We start from the raw sequence: 15539 nt of genomic DNA, 5'->3' as shown, positions 1-15539 counted from the left end.
TTTATCCTCCTCCTACGAAATGAACGATTTCAAATGTGTCATTGTTCCGAACGACTGTCTGACCATACGCCGCGCGATCGATGATTTGTCGATTCTGTTCGACGATGACGAGCTTTTCTCCTAAGCCGAGTTGCGTGAGCATGTCTTCAATCGTTTCAATCTGTTCGATCGTGTGGTCATTGCCGTTAATCGTAATGTTCATCGGACTTCCTCCTTCTGAATCAACCGTAATGTATTTACCAAGACTTCCGCTGTCGCCGGTGCGAGTAAGATGCCATGCCGATGATGCCCTGTCGCTAGAAAGATCCGACGGGATGAATCGGCGACTCCGATATATGGTAAGCCGGACGCCGTTTGTGGTCGTACACCGGACCAGACTTCTTCGATGACCGCGTCACGAATCGGTGGATACAGTCGTTCTGCTGCTTGAAGCAGTGACGTGATCCCAGCGACACTGACACCGACCGTCTCGTCGCACGGCAATTCGGTCGCACCGATCAAAATTCGTCCGTCTGCTTTCGGTACGAGATAGACAGCGTCGTCAAACAGGATCGAGCGTAACGGCTGACCCGCGAGACGAACGGCGAGACATTCCCCTTTGACCCCATATGTGGCGATTGAAATACCAGCTGTATCGAGCAAGGCTTGCGACCCGCGTCCGGCAGCGACCGTCACCGTTCGTCCGGTCCATGTTCCCACGTTCGACTCGATCCTGATGAAGTCATCGCTCTCTTCGATGCATGCAACATCTACTTTTTCTTCGATTGGTACCCCACGCTTTCGTAAGGCATATATCAATGCAGTCGTCAGTCGTCGTGGATCGATTTGACCGACCGCCGGAAACAGATGCTCGCGCCCTTTACGTTTCAACAAAAACGGTTGTTCCCGGTACCCACAATCGATGCCAGTCTCACGCTCGAGGCGACGAGCAAGCAGCGGATACAGACGACGACTTCGCGCGGCAAGTACATGCAATTCCTCTCTGAGCTCGATGTCCGTCGCGAGCATACCGGCAGCCGCGCGACTCGTTCCTTGACCACCTGCTCCACGTTCTAGTACGACGACGGATTCATTCTGACAGGCGAGACCGTAAGCAAGCGTCAAACCGATGACTCCACCGCCGATGATGATGTGATCCGTCATACCCGTACCCCCTGGTAACTCAGAATGGCGGCGAGCGGATCCGTTTGACCGAGAATACCCGATAAGACGGCAATTCCGGTTGCACCGGTCGCTGCAATTTCAGGAATACGATCTGGGGTGATCCCACCAATCGCGATGACTGGTTTCGTCGTGAAGGTGACGACTTGCTTCAAGGCGTCAATCCCCCGCGGTGGCACGTCCGGCTTCGACGCTGTCGGATAAATATGACCGTACAGCAGGCGGTCGACTCCTTCCGCTTCTGCTGCCAGTGCCTCTGCTAGTGAATGGACCGATTTCCCGATGACGAGATTCGGAAAATGACGTCGCACATCACGGACACGCAAGGACCGGCGCGTCAACTGCACACCGATGCCTGCGACATGGGCGACATCGACCCGGTCATGGACCGTTAACTGCTCAGGCGAATACCCTTGCGCAAGGAGCGCGTCGATTAGATCAAGCAATTCTGCTGCCGACAAGTTCGATTCTCGTAGATGCAGCTGATCCGTATAAGGTTGAAGGGATTGAAAGGTCTTTATTTCGTCAAGCGGATGGATGGATCCCGTCGAAATCAGATGTAAACGCATCATGTTCTTCCTTTCCATACGAAAAAGGACCACTCCCAATGTTGAAGGGAGTGGTCCGAAAATGCGCTGAAGCGCTAAGGATATCTAGGGTTTCGAGCCACTTCCCTCCGCTAGTACGAACTAGATCAGGTTCAAAGGGTCCGGATACTTCCGTCTCAGTCTGCTGGGAGACTCCCCTAGTGTCTTTTCGTGTTTAATTGGCTTGCCCCATTAGTCTAGCATGAGTCGCTTCGCTTCGCTAGTCCTAGTTGAGCGCTTCCACTTGCTGAATCAGTTCCGATTTCGTTGGTCGCTGTTGCTCTTGGCTGTCGGCATACGTCTGCTTCAGCTTCAGGATGCGCATTACTTTGGCATCGAGCATCTCCGGCGTCAGCGTTTTGTCTTTGACGGCTTGCATCACTTCAGCATGGACCTTTGTGTAAGCACCTGCCTCTGAAAACATCGCCATATCAGCTCCGTTGACGAGCGACTGACGTGCCGCTTCTGCGAGACCATATTGTTTCGTGATCGCCCCCATGACGAGATCATCCGTGATGATGACACCGTTGAATCCGAGTTGTTGACGCAAGAGGTCAGTCAAGATCGGCTTTGAGAGCGAGGACGGATTCATATCGTCATACGCGGGATAGAGAATATGGGCGACCATCACCATCTCGGCGCCCTCTTGAATCGCTTCTTGGAACGGTAACAGCTCCGTCCGCTTCAATTCTTCCTTTGATGCCGTCACTTTCGGTAGCCCGACATGGGAATCGACACTCGTATTGCCGTGACCGGGAAAATGTTTGACGACCGGAATCGTTCCCGTCTCCTGCATCCCGTGCATCAGGGCCGTACCAAGCGTCGCGACGGTATTCGGATCAGCACTTAACGCACGGTCGCCGATGATCGGATTGTTCGGATTACTGTTGACGTCAAGGACCGGCGCGAAGTCCATGTTGAAGCCATAAAAACGTGACAAATGTCCGAGCGTACGTCCGACATCTTCCATTTTCACTTCATCTGCTCCTTGCGCCATCCGTTGACTCGTCGGTAGACGTAATCGTTGATCCGGTACCCGGCTGACGCGTCCGCCTTCTTCATCAATCCCGACGAACGCATACGGTTTTTGGTTCGTCTCTTGAATCGCACGCGTGAACGTCAAGAGTTGCTCTTCCGACGTAATGTTTCCGCCGAGCAATAAGACCCCGCCAATCGCATGCGTCTGTAACAATTTTCGGTCAGCTGCTGAAAGTTCCGTGCCGGCGACTCCGATGTAGAGCAGTTGATCGATCTTTTCTGACGTCGACATCGCTTTAAGTTGCTGCTTTAATCGTGCTTGTTGTCGTTCCTCTTTCGTTGGTTCAGGTTTCGGTTTCTTTTCTTCTGTCGGTTGCTTCGTTTCCGGTTGTGATGGTTTCGTTGGTTCCGTCGTCTCCTGCGCACACCCTGCAAGCAACAGACAACCGATCAGTACGGTTTTCTTCACAAAGGATCCTCGCTTCGCACACCATTGATCGAATAATAAACGGAAATCTCAGCGTTCAGGGATTGCGAGACCGAACAATATTTATCCTTTGATAACGAGATGGCGCGACGGACCTTATCTTCCGGGAGATCACCTTCGAGCCGGTAATGAATCGAGATCGACGTAAAACGCCGCGGATGGTCCTCTGCCCGTTCTCCTTCGATATCCATTTCGAAATGGGTGATCGTCAAGCGCATCTTCTCTAAAATCGAGACGATATCAATTCCTGTACAGCCGGCAACGGCATGTAGCAGCAGTTCAGTCGGTCGTGGCGCTTGGTTTTCGCCACCGTTTTCGGGTGCTGCGTCCATCGCCAGATGATGCCCTGATTCCGTCTGTCCACTAAACCCCATCTGTTTGTTCCATGTCACTGTCGCTTGCATCGTTTCCACTCCTTTATAAGTAGTCTTCTTCTGTAGTATACGCAAAAAACAGCAAGCCTGGAAATTCACACGCTATTTCGAATAATGGTTCTTTTCCCGAAATCTCGCTTTGCGATACCCGACGAAATCGTTTCATGCTATCCTGTTACTCATAGTTTCGCGCGCAAGCGCTAGAATTGAGGAATCATCCATGTCACCTACTACTCGTTTAAGTCGACGCGATTGGCTCTTGATCGCCACGTTGTCGCTCCTGACGTTCGTTCTCGGAACAAGCGAATTCGTCATCGTCGGGATCCTCGCTGAAATCTCCTCAGCCCTTGATATCACGATCGCAACAGCGGGTACACTCGTCTCAGCCTTTGCCATCTCCTTTGCAATCGGTACACCGATCGTCATGTCGCTAACCGGTCACCTGGAACGGCGTCGCCTGATCCTACGTCTCTTACTCGCCTGGGTCTTACTGAATCTTGCCAGTAGTTTTGCTCCAAGTTACGAAGTATTGCTCGCAACCCGCATTCTGACAGCCATCCTGACTGGTGTCTTGATCTCACTCGCAATGGTCGTCGCCAGTGACGGTGTGCCTGTCGCAAAGCGCGGTGTTGCCGTCTCGTTCATTTTCGGTGGTTTTACACTCGCGAACGTCCTCGGTGTCCCGATCGGAACGTTCATCGGGCAACACGCTGGCTTCGAAGCTACGTTCTGGCTAACGACAGTCATGGGATTGATCGCGTTCCTCGCAGTATGGAAGATCGTTCCGGTCCAGCAATCGACGGGTTCCGGTTCAATTAAGGAACAGCTTGGATTGCTCGCCAACCCACGGATCCTGATCGCCTTCTTTATTCCGTCGTTTGGATTCGGGGCAACTTATGTCGTCTACACATACCTCGTACCGATTTTACAAACAGAACTTGGGATTGCGAAAACGTGGATCAGTCCGATCTTGCTCGCTTACGGCGTCGTCTCGATCTTTAGTAACATCCTTGCCGGTAAAATCGCCAGCAAAAATCCGATGGGACGCTTACGGTTCGTCTTCGTCGTGCAAGCAGTCGTTCTTGCTGCGTTATACTTCACGACAGCATCCCTTCCGCTTGGTCTGTTCAACATCGCTTTGATGTCGTTGATGTCGATTCTACTGACGACTTCGACACAAATCTATTTGATCGACCTCGCTGAAAAGTTCAATCCGGAAGCAAAAGGACTCGCTGCTTCATTGATGCCGGTTGCGAGTAACGTCGGGATTGCTTTTGGTTCGGCACTCGGTGGCATCGTCTATGCGAACGGTCCGATGATGAACACGGCACTCGTCGGTGGACTGGTCGCGCTCGTTGCTGCTTTATTAACTGCAATCAGTCATCGCCTCGATCAACGCTCATGAAACCGTTACCTTATCCTTTTTTGTAACAGGTCGATGACGGTTCGATGACGTTATGATGATAGTCCCCATCTCGCTGATGATTTTTCAGTATGATGGGGACTATGTTGTAGTAGAGGAGTGTCTGAAAGTGAAAGCATTACACATCATCGGTCTCGGTCTGTTGACGATCATCCGACTCTGGCTCGGAATCCAGTGGTTCATCGCTGGAATCGGTAAGTACATTAATGGCTTTGATGCAAAACCGTTTCTCGAAGGAGCGCTCGCGAAGTCAACGGGCGAAGACGCACTCGTCAGTTCCTGGTACGCGACGTGGATTGAGCAACTCGCCTTACCGAACGTCGGGCTGATCAACGCCTTGATTCCGTTCGCGGAACTCGTCGTCGGGATCCTGTTGATTCTTAGTCTGTTGACGGTTCCTGCACTGGTCGTCGGAAGCATCATGAATCTCAATTACTTACTCGCTGGGACGATTGCCTTGAACCCAGTGTTCTTAGCAGCGTCAATTGCCTTACTGGCTGCAGGACGCTTTGCGTATCAAATCGGCATCGATCACTGGATCATCCGCTGGTATCGTTCGTCGCAGCAACCGCATCCCCTTGACCGGATTCCGGTCTAACGAAAAAACTCTCCCGTACGCGGGAGAGTTATTTTTTTTGTTGCTCGAGAATCGTCTGCTGTGTCGGAACCCCGCCGACTGAGACTGTTCGCTCGAGGAACAGATAGGGTTTGCCATCGACTTCGAAACGACGGTCACCGAGATAACGTGCCGAGTGCCCATCCGTTGCGAGCTTTTGTTCGATGGCTGCAACATGTTCGTCGAGTGAATAAAACCGATCGTCGAACGTCAGCGTGATATTTTTCTTACGGTACCCGAGTAAGAAATTGTAGTAGAACCAATACATGGCACCTGCGAAAACGACAAAAATCAAGAATTGCATGTGAGTTCCCCCTCTGTATAGTCTTTATACGTTGGAAGAAAACGGGAGGTTCCAAAAAAATAACTATTTTTTTCCTAACAGTTCAGTTGATGGTCAAGTCGTTAAACTGAAGATCACTCTTATGCATGTCGTATTTGACCGTTCCTTCGTATTGAACTTCTTCGTTCTGTGCATCCAACACAAAAATAGACGTTCCGTTTTTCTTTGTTTCAATGAGAGCATAGACTAGACCATTTTCAATATTTGTCGATGCGTAGCGTTGGACTTCATTGGTATCTCGTTTTGGTAAGTCATAGCGATGTTGCTTGAATTGCTTCGTTCGTAAGTCATACGTCGACCATTTGATTTTCGTTTCAGTCATGTTCTCTGTCATCCCTACAACCGCACCTTCGTCTATTAGACGTATATCCCACATTTCTTCACGCTCAAGAAACTCTAATCGTGTCGATGTTGTGTTGTCTCTGAGATAAACTTTTGTCTTAGCATCATTAGTCATCTTTCGGTATAAGACACGATTCTGATAGATGGCAAGTACCTCATCCTCTTCTGTTAATTGAAATGGTAAGTCCATTAATTGGACTGTTTTTTTCTTTAAATCAATCACATAGATATGATTTGTACCTGGTTTTTGTACAACATCTCCAATTCGTTTGACATATAACTTCTGTTTCGTTCGTTGAAATGGTCGATAGTAGATGCCTTTAGTCTTTGCCGGTTTCGGTAAAGAATAAGTCTCCATCATTTCCGTTCCACGTTTCCAAGATGCTACCTCCCATGACCCATTTCTATTGACGTGTAATCCAAATACTTCTTTATCTTGTTCATATTGTGATATTTCCTCTTGATTCATAAATTGTCGGAATTCATGTGGCGCCTTACTCACTCCTGAGTAGTCCATTGTAAAAGCGGATAAGTAATTCGATTGTTTCTTCTTTACTTCCCCCATCAAGTTAACTTTGTATTTCGTTCTATATGCTTCGGGATCATTAAATTTAAATTGAAGCTGCTTTACAGTTTGATCATTTGGATTTCCTTGTATCGTTTGTACCGTAAATTCAGGTTCTTCCATTGAAGAGGAGTACACAACATACACTCCAAGTGTCAAAGTACAAATGACGCCTAAACTCAAAAGATATTTATAGGTTCGCATAGTTTACTCCTCACACCGTGACTTTTCGTTGCAATAGTCGAAGACTTTTCCAAATGATATACATGAAGTACAGCAAGCTTATCCCAATAGTTAGAATTAACTCTTCTGTTTCCAGTAAAATATGAGTTTCATCTAAAAACGCTAATATACCAATGGTTAAAGCAACAGGAACAAAAATTTCAATTCCAATTCTGATAATGGCTTTTCCTTTACGGAATGATCTTTCAATTAGAATAAGTAAGAAAATAAAACTGACGATGAATAGTGATGTCGCAAGAATGATACCCATATCAATTAGATTTGTTGTATAGAATTCGCTCATCACATTTTGGACTGGACTTAGATTATTTTGGTTTTGGTATTCCGGTTGAATCAACCAATCAAATAGATAAAATCCTAATTGCATTACACACCATTGGATACCAATAAAACTCACGATGATTAAAAAGACTGTCGTCAATTTTGAGAAGAAAATGCTTGCGCGGTTTCCTGGAAGCATTAGTAAACGATAAATATACTTTGTTTCTCCTAACCAATCTCGATACCAAATTTGAATCGCATAGATGACAACAATCGCCATTCCGATCAAAGTCATATAACTAAAGAAGGAGGACGCCTCAGAGTATCCGAGTGTATCAATTTGTTTAAGTGCTTCTGTGACGGAAACTCGATTAAATTCCATGAAGTTTTCGATTCTCCGTTCATGATACATGACTTGCGCAACGATTGATGCTAACTCAATCGCTATCATTGCTAGAACAATGATCATGTATATCTTAAAACTCCGCTTAATCTCTTCATTCGTTAATTGTATGTATTGTTTCATCGCAAATAGACCTCCCGCATCCGGTCCTGAACCGATTTCCCGTACAGTTCCCGCATCTCTTCCGTCTCATGTTCATCGATGATCCGACCGTCCTGCAAGAAGACGACCCGGTCGATCAAGTGCTCGATTCCCTGAATTTCGTGTGTCGTCATCAGGATGCCGCGTCCTTCCATGAAGTGACTCGAGAAAAGTCCTGCAATCTGTTCCTTCGTAAACAGATCGATCCCAGCGAATGGTTCATCGAGTAGTAAGTACGGACGATCGAGAGCGAAACCGAGGATCAAGCTGACCTTCGCCTGGTTCCCTTTTGATAAGTCCGTGATCTTATCTGTCGAGAGTAGCTGGAAGATCCGCATCAGCTCATCCGCTGTCGCCGGGTTCCAGTCGGAATAATAATCCGCCATGTACGTCAGCGCATCACCAACCGTCATGTAGCCTGGCATCGTCTGGATATCCGGAACGAAGGCAATCTTATTTCGATTGACCTCGCCATCGACGAGAACCGTTCCCGCGTTGACTGGGACGAGACCTGCGATTGCCTTCAAGATCGTTGATTTCCCTTCACCATTCAAACCGATCAGACACGTCAGTTGATCCATCGGGACCGAGAACGAGACACCTTGAAGGACTGGTTTTTTTCCGTACTTCTTTTGTAAGCCATGGACTTCAAGCATCGATCTTCCTCCGTTCCGTTTCCTGATAGACGGTCTCGACCTTCGAGACGACCTCATCGAGTGGAATTTGAATTGCCTTTACGGCATCGATGAATTCAGAGACCGCTTCTTCCAGCATCTCGGCCCGTACTTTTTGGACGACTTGTGGATCACGTGTAATCTTACTCGGGACATTCCGTTCTGTCGTAATCAATTGCTGCTCCTCCATCTCTTTGTATGCTTTTTGTGCGGTATTCGGATTGATTCCGAGCTGTGCGGCGATTTCGCGGCGGGACGGGATTTCTTGCCCGCTTTGCAATTCCTCGGTCGCGATTCGTTGTTTGAACCAACGCACGACCTGCAGGTACACCGGGCTTCTTTGATCGAACTGCATCGGTAGACCTCCCTTTCCTGTGTAATGTATTAAAACAATAATACACTTCTCTTCTGTATCATACTCACCATACAGTTTGACTGTCAAGACGGTTTTTTTCTTTCGCCATGAAAAACCACCATCCGATTTTTGGATGGTGGTTACTTCACTCCTTAATATGGATTCGGATCCTCTTGCGGTGTTTCGGGAATTTCAGTCGGTTCTGGGAACGTATCCGGTTCCGGCTGACGAACAGGGTCTTCCTGTGGTGTATCTGGTACCTCGCTCGGTGGTGTCTGTGGTATCTCGTCCGGTTGATGATCCGGTTCGCGTTCAGGCACTTCATTCGGATTCTTCTTCATCTTGTTCTCCCCCTTAAGACGTGATGTAATCGCCGCCATTGATATGAATCGTCTGACCCGTGATATAACTCGAATCGCGAGAAGCCAGGTAGACATAAGCCGGTGCATTTTCTGACGGTTGTCCTCGGCGTTTCATTAACGTATCTTCCCCATGCGACTCGACTTTCTCCTTCGAGAACGTCGCCGGAATGAGTGGCGTCCAAATCGGACCGGGTGCAACGGCATTAACGCGGATTCCCTTCTCGATCAGGCTCGAGGCAAGTGAGCGCGTCAATGTCGTAATTGCCCCTTTTGTCGCTGAGTAATCGATCAACGTCGGTGCCCCACGATAAGCCGTCACCGATGAGGTATTGATGATTGCATCTTCTTTATGCAGATGCGGAAGCGCCGCTTGAATCAAATAGAACATCGAAAAGACATTCGTCTCGAACGTTTCCTTCAATTGATCTGGTGTGATTGATAGGAAATCATCTTGCGGGAATTGCTTGCCGGCATTATTGACGAGAATGTTCAATTGACCGAACTCTGCAATGACCGTATCGATGATCGCTTGTGCACTTTCTGGCTGACTGACATCTTTTGCGATTTTTAAGGCTTTGACCCCGTAGCCTTCAATCAACGATTTCGTCTTTTCCGCGTCTTTCCCCTCATTTAAGTAAACGATCGCGACGTTTGCCCCTTCTTTCGCATAAGCGACAGCAACGGCACGACCGATTCCACTATCCCCGCCCGTGATCAGCGCGACCTTCCCCGTCAGTTTTCCTGAACCGACATAGTCCGGATCATCGTAAATCGGTTCGGGTTTCATGGCGTACTCGACACCGGGTTGTTGTTCCTGCGTCTGCCCTCGTGCTTCTTGATGCATCGCTTCGAACTGTTCTTCTCTCATGAACGATCAGCTCCCTTATCACTGTTGGAATGAACTACATGATTAACCATTCCCTTGCGATACATCTATAAACGTTTTTCTGGAAAAGTCAGATGTCATTCGTCAACAGTGTCGGGAATACATTCGTTTGGAGCATTTTTGATAGTTCGCTTGGATACAATGTATACTGATCCAGTTTATCGAACGGAACGAAGCGATACGTCAATCCTTCGCCTTCTGGACCGTAAAAGTCTTCCGTCGAAAGTGGCAGTGGCTCTCGGCACGTCACTTCATAAAACATTCCTAGTTCATGAAACTGGTGATCGGCGTACTCAAAGAAATTTTCATGCAGGAAACGGAAGACCGGTGGCTTAATCAACTGACCGAGTTCTTCTACTAATTCACGTTCAATCGCTTTGGCACCACTTTCACCGAACTGGACGCGTCCTCCCGGTAATGACCAAAAATCATCTTCTCCTTGACGATGAATCAAAAGATGTCCATCTTGAATCAACAGCGCCACTGCGCGAATGTTAAGCTTTTTTTGATTTACTGTAAACGTCAAATCCATTCCATTACCTACTCTCTTCTTATTAGACTCCCATACTTTCTCATCATTTCCCACGATTGCGTTTTGTCATCAAATTCATCTCGTTGTAACACGGATTCATCTTGATTTTAAGGGATTTTGAAATTGAATATGTATTCAATATTACAACAATTGTTATTAGAATATATTTAAGCAATCAAATTGAAACACAACCGTCTGATGTTTGAATGCTATACTCTCGTTAGTCAAATGACCGCATCACTCACTTCAACACACACTAAACGCATCCACTTCTATAGATGTCATTCCGACGACAACACTAGATATTCAACTTAGGAGGAACATTCATGAAACGAACAATCACGACGTTAGCAATGAGCGCCCTCGTTGTTTCAGGTTTTGCAGCTACGGGTACAGGTAAGGTTGAAGCCGCTTCAGGCTCATCGTATAAAGTAAAGATTAAAGCAGACGGACTACGTGTCCGGACTGGTCCATCGTTAAAACACCGCATCGTCGACGGCGTCAATGCGGGGCAAACATTCAAATATCTCGGTCGGACAGGTAACTGGACGAAGATCATGCATAAAGGCGAAAAACGCTTCGTCTATTCAGGTTACGTCAAGAAGTACAGCGCTTCTAGTAAATCAGCGAAAAAAGCATCTTTCTCTTCGTCGACTGGTTTCATGCGTCCGACGAGCGGACCGATCACGCAAGGTTACGGAAACGCTAGCGGCAAATACGGTTACACGTTCCATAACGGTATCGACTTCGGAGCACCTACTGGAACACCAGTTAAAGCAGCCGCTGCCGGAAAAGTCATCAAGTCGTCATATCAGGGAGCATATGGAAACCATGTCATGGTCGAACATAAAGTGAACGGTATTTCGTACACAACAGTGTATGCTCACCTTAGCAAACGTTCTGTCTTCGTCGGTCAATCAATCCCGAAAGGCGCGAACATCGGAGCTGTCGGTAGTACAGGGAACTCGTTTGGGTCTCACTTACACTTCGAGATCCACCGTGGAAACTATGTCTACAGCGGTTCTTCAGCAGCAAGCAGTGTCAACCCACTCGCCTTCTTATAAGGATTTCAAGGTACCTCATTCGGGGTACCTTTTTTGTTATTCATATGGCATTTTATCTTATCCAATTCCATCCAATCTTGTCAAAGGATTTTAAGTATTATTGGAAAATGAATAAAATTAAGTCCGTTTAATATAATTTATTGAAATAATATCGAAATGTGAATGTAACATTTAAACAAATTCGTAAATGTTATACTCATCTATGAAATTTACATAACGGTTTAGTCACACAGATTACATATTCAGGAGGAATGAATCATGCATGGTTTTTGGAAAGGTGTCTCGGCGACAGCCATCGCTGTCGCAAGTTTTGCATCATTTGCCATCCCACGTGCGGATGCTGCAACGACGTTCTATAAGGTGAAGGTCATGGAGGACGGCTTACGCGCTCGGACGGGTCCTTCGACATCTTACGGCACGGTCACGAGCTTTGAAAAAGGTGATACATACAAGTATCTCGGACGGACAGGGAACTGGACGAAAATCCTCTATGGTTCAAAAAAAGTCTACGTCTCTTCTACATATGTTAAGAAATATTCTGTAACACGTATCTATAAGATTAAAATCAACGTCGACAACCTTCGCGTTCGTAGTAGTAACTCGACGAGCAGCTCAGTCGTCGGAAGTGTTGATAAAGGCGAAACATTCCGCTACCTCGGTCGTACGGGCGATTGGATCAAGTTCCTATACGGTGGCGACAAACGATTCGTTCACGCTGACTACGTCTCGAAATATGCTGTCTTGACACTAACAAACAGCAGTGGCGCATCAAAAGCCTCTACGTCAAAAAGCTTCGCGACACCAACGAGTGGTCCAATCACGCAAGGTTACGGTAAGGCAAGCGGCGCTTACGGCTATACGTTCCATAACGGCATCGATTATGGCACAGCGAAAGGCACTCCAGTCTATGCGACAGCGAGCGGTAAGGTCATCACTTCGCAGTATAAAGGCGCATACGGCAACTACGTCATGGTCTCACACACTGTCAACGGATCGCCGTTCATCAGTCTGTATGCACATATGAATAGCCGCTCCGTCTCAGTCGGTCAAACCGTCGCGCAAGGTCAAAAAGTTGGTACAGTCGGTGAGACAGGTAACGCCTTCGGAACACATTTACATTTTGAACTTCATAAGGGATCGTACGTCTACAGCGCAACATCAGCTGGCAGCAGCGTCAATCCACTCGACTATCTCTAAAAAAAAGCCTCGACCGTATGACTCATCAATGACGTCATACGGTCGAGGCTTTTCCTATCTTTTAGACGGAAACAAGTATGGTCTCCTTGTCTTGAATCGTCGAGGCAATCGCACGTGCTGCGGCTTGTCCCCCGTAAATCGATCGAGCGAATGGTCCAACCGTCAAGTCAGCGAGACTTCCAGTTGCGAATAAGTTCTCTCCCCATTCAAAGGTCGTTTCATCCAGTAACGGTGTCCGGCAAGGCGATAAGGGTAGCTTCAACGCTTGCTGTACGGCTTCAAGCCATGATCCTTCGACGACCATCGGACGGATACCCGTTGCGCAAATAATCGATTCAGCGGTGATGATGCGGCCATCCGTCAGCTTTACTCCGCTTCCGACTTCCTGCTCGACTTCACCAATCACATGACTGATGATTCCTTCTCGAATCAGATGACGGGCACGTTGAATCAAGTCCTGTGTTGCCGTTCCCGGGCGACGCTCCTGTACGATCAACGCTCGTTTTTCACTAGCCGACAAGGACTTGAATGGTGTCAATCCTTTTGGTCCCATGAACTTCCGATCCGCATCGAACGCACTTTTTTCGAGCGGACGTCGTGAAAGGAGGGTCACCTGCCCGGGATAGCGCTCAGCACATTGAATCGTATGATGCAGCGCACTGATCCCACCTCCGATGATGACGACCGGTGGTGTGTCTTGTTTTGATAAGAACAGATGACGCGCCGATTTCGCCCACTCTGGCATGACGTGATGCTCCGATTGCCCGAGAGCGAGAACGACACGGTTTGCCAATAAATCTCTTTCACCTGTCGAGACGATCCACGTTCCACTTTCTCGTCTTAGTCGTGTGACTTCTCCTTGTACCCAGCTCGCCTCCACTTCATTTCGTTGCGCCAATTGAAGGGCATGGTCGTTAAATAGTTCCAAGGATGGTCGCCCGTATGTATCCTTGAAGGCTTGATGTGTGTAATCTTGTTCTTCAGCATGATGTCTGAGACTCGTCGGATTCGTCGAAGTGTGGTGAACACGTGTCGAACGTAGGTAAGGCATGCCAATCCGTTCGGTCTGTTTACGCCAGTTCATAAGTGGCTGCTCATGACGGTCGATGATTCGAATCATCTTTCGGTCTATTCCTTTTTCACGTAAGGCATTAAATACCGTCATCCCATGAATTCCTCCGCCAACAATCACCCATTCATATCGATCCGTCATCACAAAAACTCCTTTACCTGAATTAAATCGTAATCATTACGTTTTATAAAGATAGCGTGTTTTTAAGAAGAATTCAAGGGCAAATCGATATAGACTCATAAAAAATCCGCTTCCTCTCGGTAGAGGAAGCGGATTTGAACGCATCAATCAGGAAGAAGCATGTTTCGCTAGATACGCTTTTGAATAGCGATCGGCTGCGATGATCGCATCCGCGACTTCGTCCGCCGTGACGTTGAAACCGCTGTGGATCGTCTCACCTTCAGCGGTCGCTGCCTCGCCGACCTTGACGATATCTTCACGCGACGCATCCTTTAGCTTGACGTCCTCGAGCGTCACCGGTAGACCAAGATCCGTGTAGAGCGCGATATAACGTTCAATCTCTTCTTGTGGATGTTCTTCGAGCGCCAACTGGACGAGTGTACCAAAGGCGACCTTCTCCCCGTGCGTCAAGTGGTGAATCTCACCGTCAAGCGCCGTAAAACCGTTATGGATCGCATGGGCTGCAGCTAACCCGCCACTCTCGAAACCGAGTCCACTTAAGAGCGTATTCGCCTCAACGACGGCTTCGAGTGCTGGTGTGACGACTTGCGCCTGAACGGATTCATACGCCAGTCGTCCATGCTCGAACAAGACTTCCTCACACCGTTTGGCAATCGCTTGTGCCGCAATTGTCGGTCGCCCTCCTGCCATCGTCTGTCCACCAAAAGCGACGACACTCCGGACCTCGACCCACGTCGCGAGCGCATCGGCAATTCCGGACGCAAAGAAGCGTGCCGGCGCTTGCGCAATCAGCTTCGTATCGACGAGAACGAGATCGGGATTCTTCTTGTAGAAGCGATAACTTTCGAAAATCCCTTCGTCGGAATAGATGACGGACAAGGCACTCGTCGGTGCGTCGGTCGAAGCCAGTGTCGGGACGATGACGACGGATACATTCAACTCATCCGAGACGGCTTTTGCCGTATCGAGTGTCTTTCCGCCCCCAACACCCATGACGAACCGAACATCTGCCGCTTGTGCTTGCTCAGCGATTCGTTTTACTTCATGTCGTGAGGCTTCACCACTGAAGTCCGCTTTCTCGATGCCGACATTTTCGCCGGACAACGATTGCTCGACTCGTTCCTTGACGATTTTCCAGACGACATCATCCGCGATGACAAGCGCTTTTTCACCGAACGGGCTCACATATGTACCGAGCCGGTCAATGACATCCTTTCCTTGGACATACTTTGAGGGACTAATGAAGACACGTTCTGACATGTTTCAACATCCTTTCTGTAAGGGACACGATAGTCAATGACATACAATAGAAGAATTGCCTTTTCTGCTGAC

The 15539-nt window shown here is 48.1% G+C and carries 19 protein-coding genes and 1 riboswitch; of the genes, 4 read left to right on the top strand and 15 right to left on the bottom strand.

From position 1 onward, the window contains the following. Nucleotide 1 precedes the first annotated feature (1 nt). The 5 genes from thiS to ACZGCQ_RS02650 form a co-directional block, all read right to left on the bottom strand. Complete coding sequence (thiS, locus tag ACZGCQ_RS02670; protein WP_481265296.1) at nt 2-202, bottom strand: sulfur carrier protein ThiS; 201 nt, start codon at nt 200-202, stop codon at nt 2-4. Beyond that, nucleotides 199-1143, bottom strand: coding sequence for an FAD-dependent oxidoreductase (locus tag ACZGCQ_RS02665; protein ID WP_481265295.1), 945 nt, complete (start codon nt 1141-1143; stop codon nt 199-201). Before ACZGCQ_RS02665 ends, thiS begins: the two co-directional genes overlap by 4 nt. Further along, nucleotides 1140-1733, bottom strand: a complete 594-nt coding sequence (locus ACZGCQ_RS02660) for a thiamine phosphate synthase (protein WP_481265294.1) — start codon at nt 1731-1733, stop codon at nt 1140-1142. Before ACZGCQ_RS02660 ends, ACZGCQ_RS02665 begins: the two co-directional genes overlap by 4 nt. A gap of 82 nt (nt 1734-1815) precedes the next feature. Further along, a riboswitch (TPP riboswitch) is annotated at nt 1816-1918 on the bottom strand. Between the two features lie 56 nt (nt 1919-1974). Further along, on the bottom strand, nt 1975-3195 hold the full coding sequence (gene nagZ, locus ACZGCQ_RS02655) for a beta-N-acetylhexosaminidase (RefSeq protein ID WP_481265293.1): 1221 nt from the start codon (nt 3193-3195) through the stop codon (nt 1975-1977). Continuing rightward, nucleotides 3192-3617 carry an OsmC family protein gene (locus ACZGCQ_RS02650; RefSeq protein ID WP_023467853.1) on the bottom strand — a complete coding sequence of 142 codons (426 nt, stop codon included), beginning with the start codon at nt 3615-3617 and terminating at the stop codon, nt 3192-3194. Before ACZGCQ_RS02650 ends, nagZ begins: the two co-directional genes overlap by 4 nt. A 190-nt stretch (nt 3618-3807) precedes the next feature. Between ACZGCQ_RS02650 and ACZGCQ_RS02645 the strand changes: the two genes are divergently transcribed. Next, nucleotides 3808-4992, top strand: a complete 1185-nt coding sequence (locus ACZGCQ_RS02645) for an MFS transporter (protein ID WP_481265292.1) — start codon at nt 3808-3810, stop codon at nt 4990-4992. A 127-nt stretch (nt 4993-5119) separates the two neighbouring features. Continuing rightward, complete coding sequence (locus ACZGCQ_RS02640) at nt 5120-5608, top strand: DoxX family membrane protein (protein ID WP_323679156.1); 489 nt, start codon at nt 5120-5122, stop codon at nt 5606-5608. A 28-nt stretch (nt 5609-5636) separates the two neighbouring features. Here ACZGCQ_RS02640 and ACZGCQ_RS02635 read toward each other — a convergent pair whose 3' ends face one another. The 8 genes from ACZGCQ_RS02635 to ACZGCQ_RS02600 form a co-directional block, all read right to left on the bottom strand. Continuing rightward, entirely contained in the window at nt 5637-5930 is a 294-nt protein-coding gene (locus ACZGCQ_RS02635; RefSeq protein WP_481265291.1) for a hypothetical protein, read from the bottom strand. A gap of 82 nt (nt 5931-6012) precedes the next feature. Next, a complete protein-coding gene (locus tag ACZGCQ_RS02630; RefSeq protein ID WP_481265290.1) occupies nt 6013-7080 on the bottom strand; it encodes a hypothetical protein in 1068 nt (355 codons plus the stop codon). 10 nt (nt 7081-7090) lie between these two features. Beyond that, nucleotides 7091-7849, bottom strand: coding sequence for a hypothetical protein (locus ACZGCQ_RS02625; protein ID WP_481265289.1), 759 nt, complete (start codon nt 7847-7849; stop codon nt 7091-7093). Nucleotides 7850-7902: 53 nt separating this feature from the next. Continuing rightward, on the bottom strand, nt 7903-8580 hold the full coding sequence (locus ACZGCQ_RS02620; protein WP_481265288.1) for an ATP-binding cassette domain-containing protein: 678 nt from the start codon (nt 8578-8580) through the stop codon (nt 7903-7905). Then, on the bottom strand, nt 8573-8953 hold the full coding sequence (locus ACZGCQ_RS02615) for a GntR family transcriptional regulator (RefSeq protein ID WP_023467846.1): 381 nt from the start codon (nt 8951-8953) through the stop codon (nt 8573-8575). The genes ACZGCQ_RS02620 and ACZGCQ_RS02615 overlap by 8 nt, the downstream gene beginning before the upstream one ends. A 152-nt stretch (nt 8954-9105) precedes the next feature. Then, nucleotides 9106-9294: a hypothetical protein gene (locus ACZGCQ_RS02610; protein WP_481265287.1), complete on the bottom strand. Its 189-nt coding sequence runs from the start codon at nt 9292-9294 to the stop codon at nt 9106-9108. Nucleotides 9295-9307: 13 nt separating this feature from the next. Beyond that, a complete protein-coding gene (locus tag ACZGCQ_RS02605) occupies nt 9308-10183 on the bottom strand; it encodes an SDR family oxidoreductase (protein ID WP_481265286.1) in 876 nt (291 codons plus the stop codon). 88 nt (nt 10184-10271) lie between these two features. Continuing rightward, a complete protein-coding gene (locus ACZGCQ_RS02600; RefSeq protein WP_481265285.1) occupies nt 10272-10733 on the bottom strand; it encodes an NUDIX hydrolase in 462 nt (153 codons plus the stop codon). A 326-nt stretch (nt 10734-11059) separates the two neighbouring features. On the opposite strand from ACZGCQ_RS02600, the gene ACZGCQ_RS02595 reads away from it, so the two are divergent. After that, nucleotides 11060-11797 carry a peptidoglycan DD-metalloendopeptidase family protein gene (locus tag ACZGCQ_RS02595; RefSeq protein ID WP_481265284.1) on the top strand — a complete coding sequence of 246 codons (738 nt, stop codon included), beginning with the start codon at nt 11060-11062 and terminating at the stop codon, nt 11795-11797. A 258-nt stretch (nt 11798-12055) separates the two neighbouring features. Further along, nucleotides 12056-12994: a peptidoglycan DD-metalloendopeptidase family protein gene (locus ACZGCQ_RS02590; RefSeq protein WP_481265283.1), complete on the top strand. Its 939-nt coding sequence runs from the start codon at nt 12056-12058 to the stop codon at nt 12992-12994. Nucleotides 12995-13055: 61 nt separating this feature from the next. Here ACZGCQ_RS02590 and ACZGCQ_RS02585 read toward each other — a convergent pair whose 3' ends face one another. Together ACZGCQ_RS02585 and ACZGCQ_RS02580 are read right to left on the bottom strand one after the other, a co-directional pair. Then, entirely contained in the window at nt 13056-14207 is a 1152-nt protein-coding gene (locus ACZGCQ_RS02585; protein WP_481265282.1) for an FAD/NAD(P)-binding protein, read from the bottom strand. 147 nt (nt 14208-14354) lie between these two features. Continuing rightward, nucleotides 14355-15467 carry a glycerol dehydrogenase gene (locus tag ACZGCQ_RS02580; RefSeq protein WP_481265281.1) on the bottom strand — a complete coding sequence of 371 codons (1113 nt, stop codon included), beginning with the start codon at nt 15465-15467 and terminating at the stop codon, nt 14355-14357. Nucleotides 15468-15539 lie beyond the last annotated feature (72 nt).

This window comes from Exiguobacterium sp. HSB13, from assembly GCF_056764755.1.
This window is presented reverse-complemented; position numbering and strand designations above follow the sequence as displayed.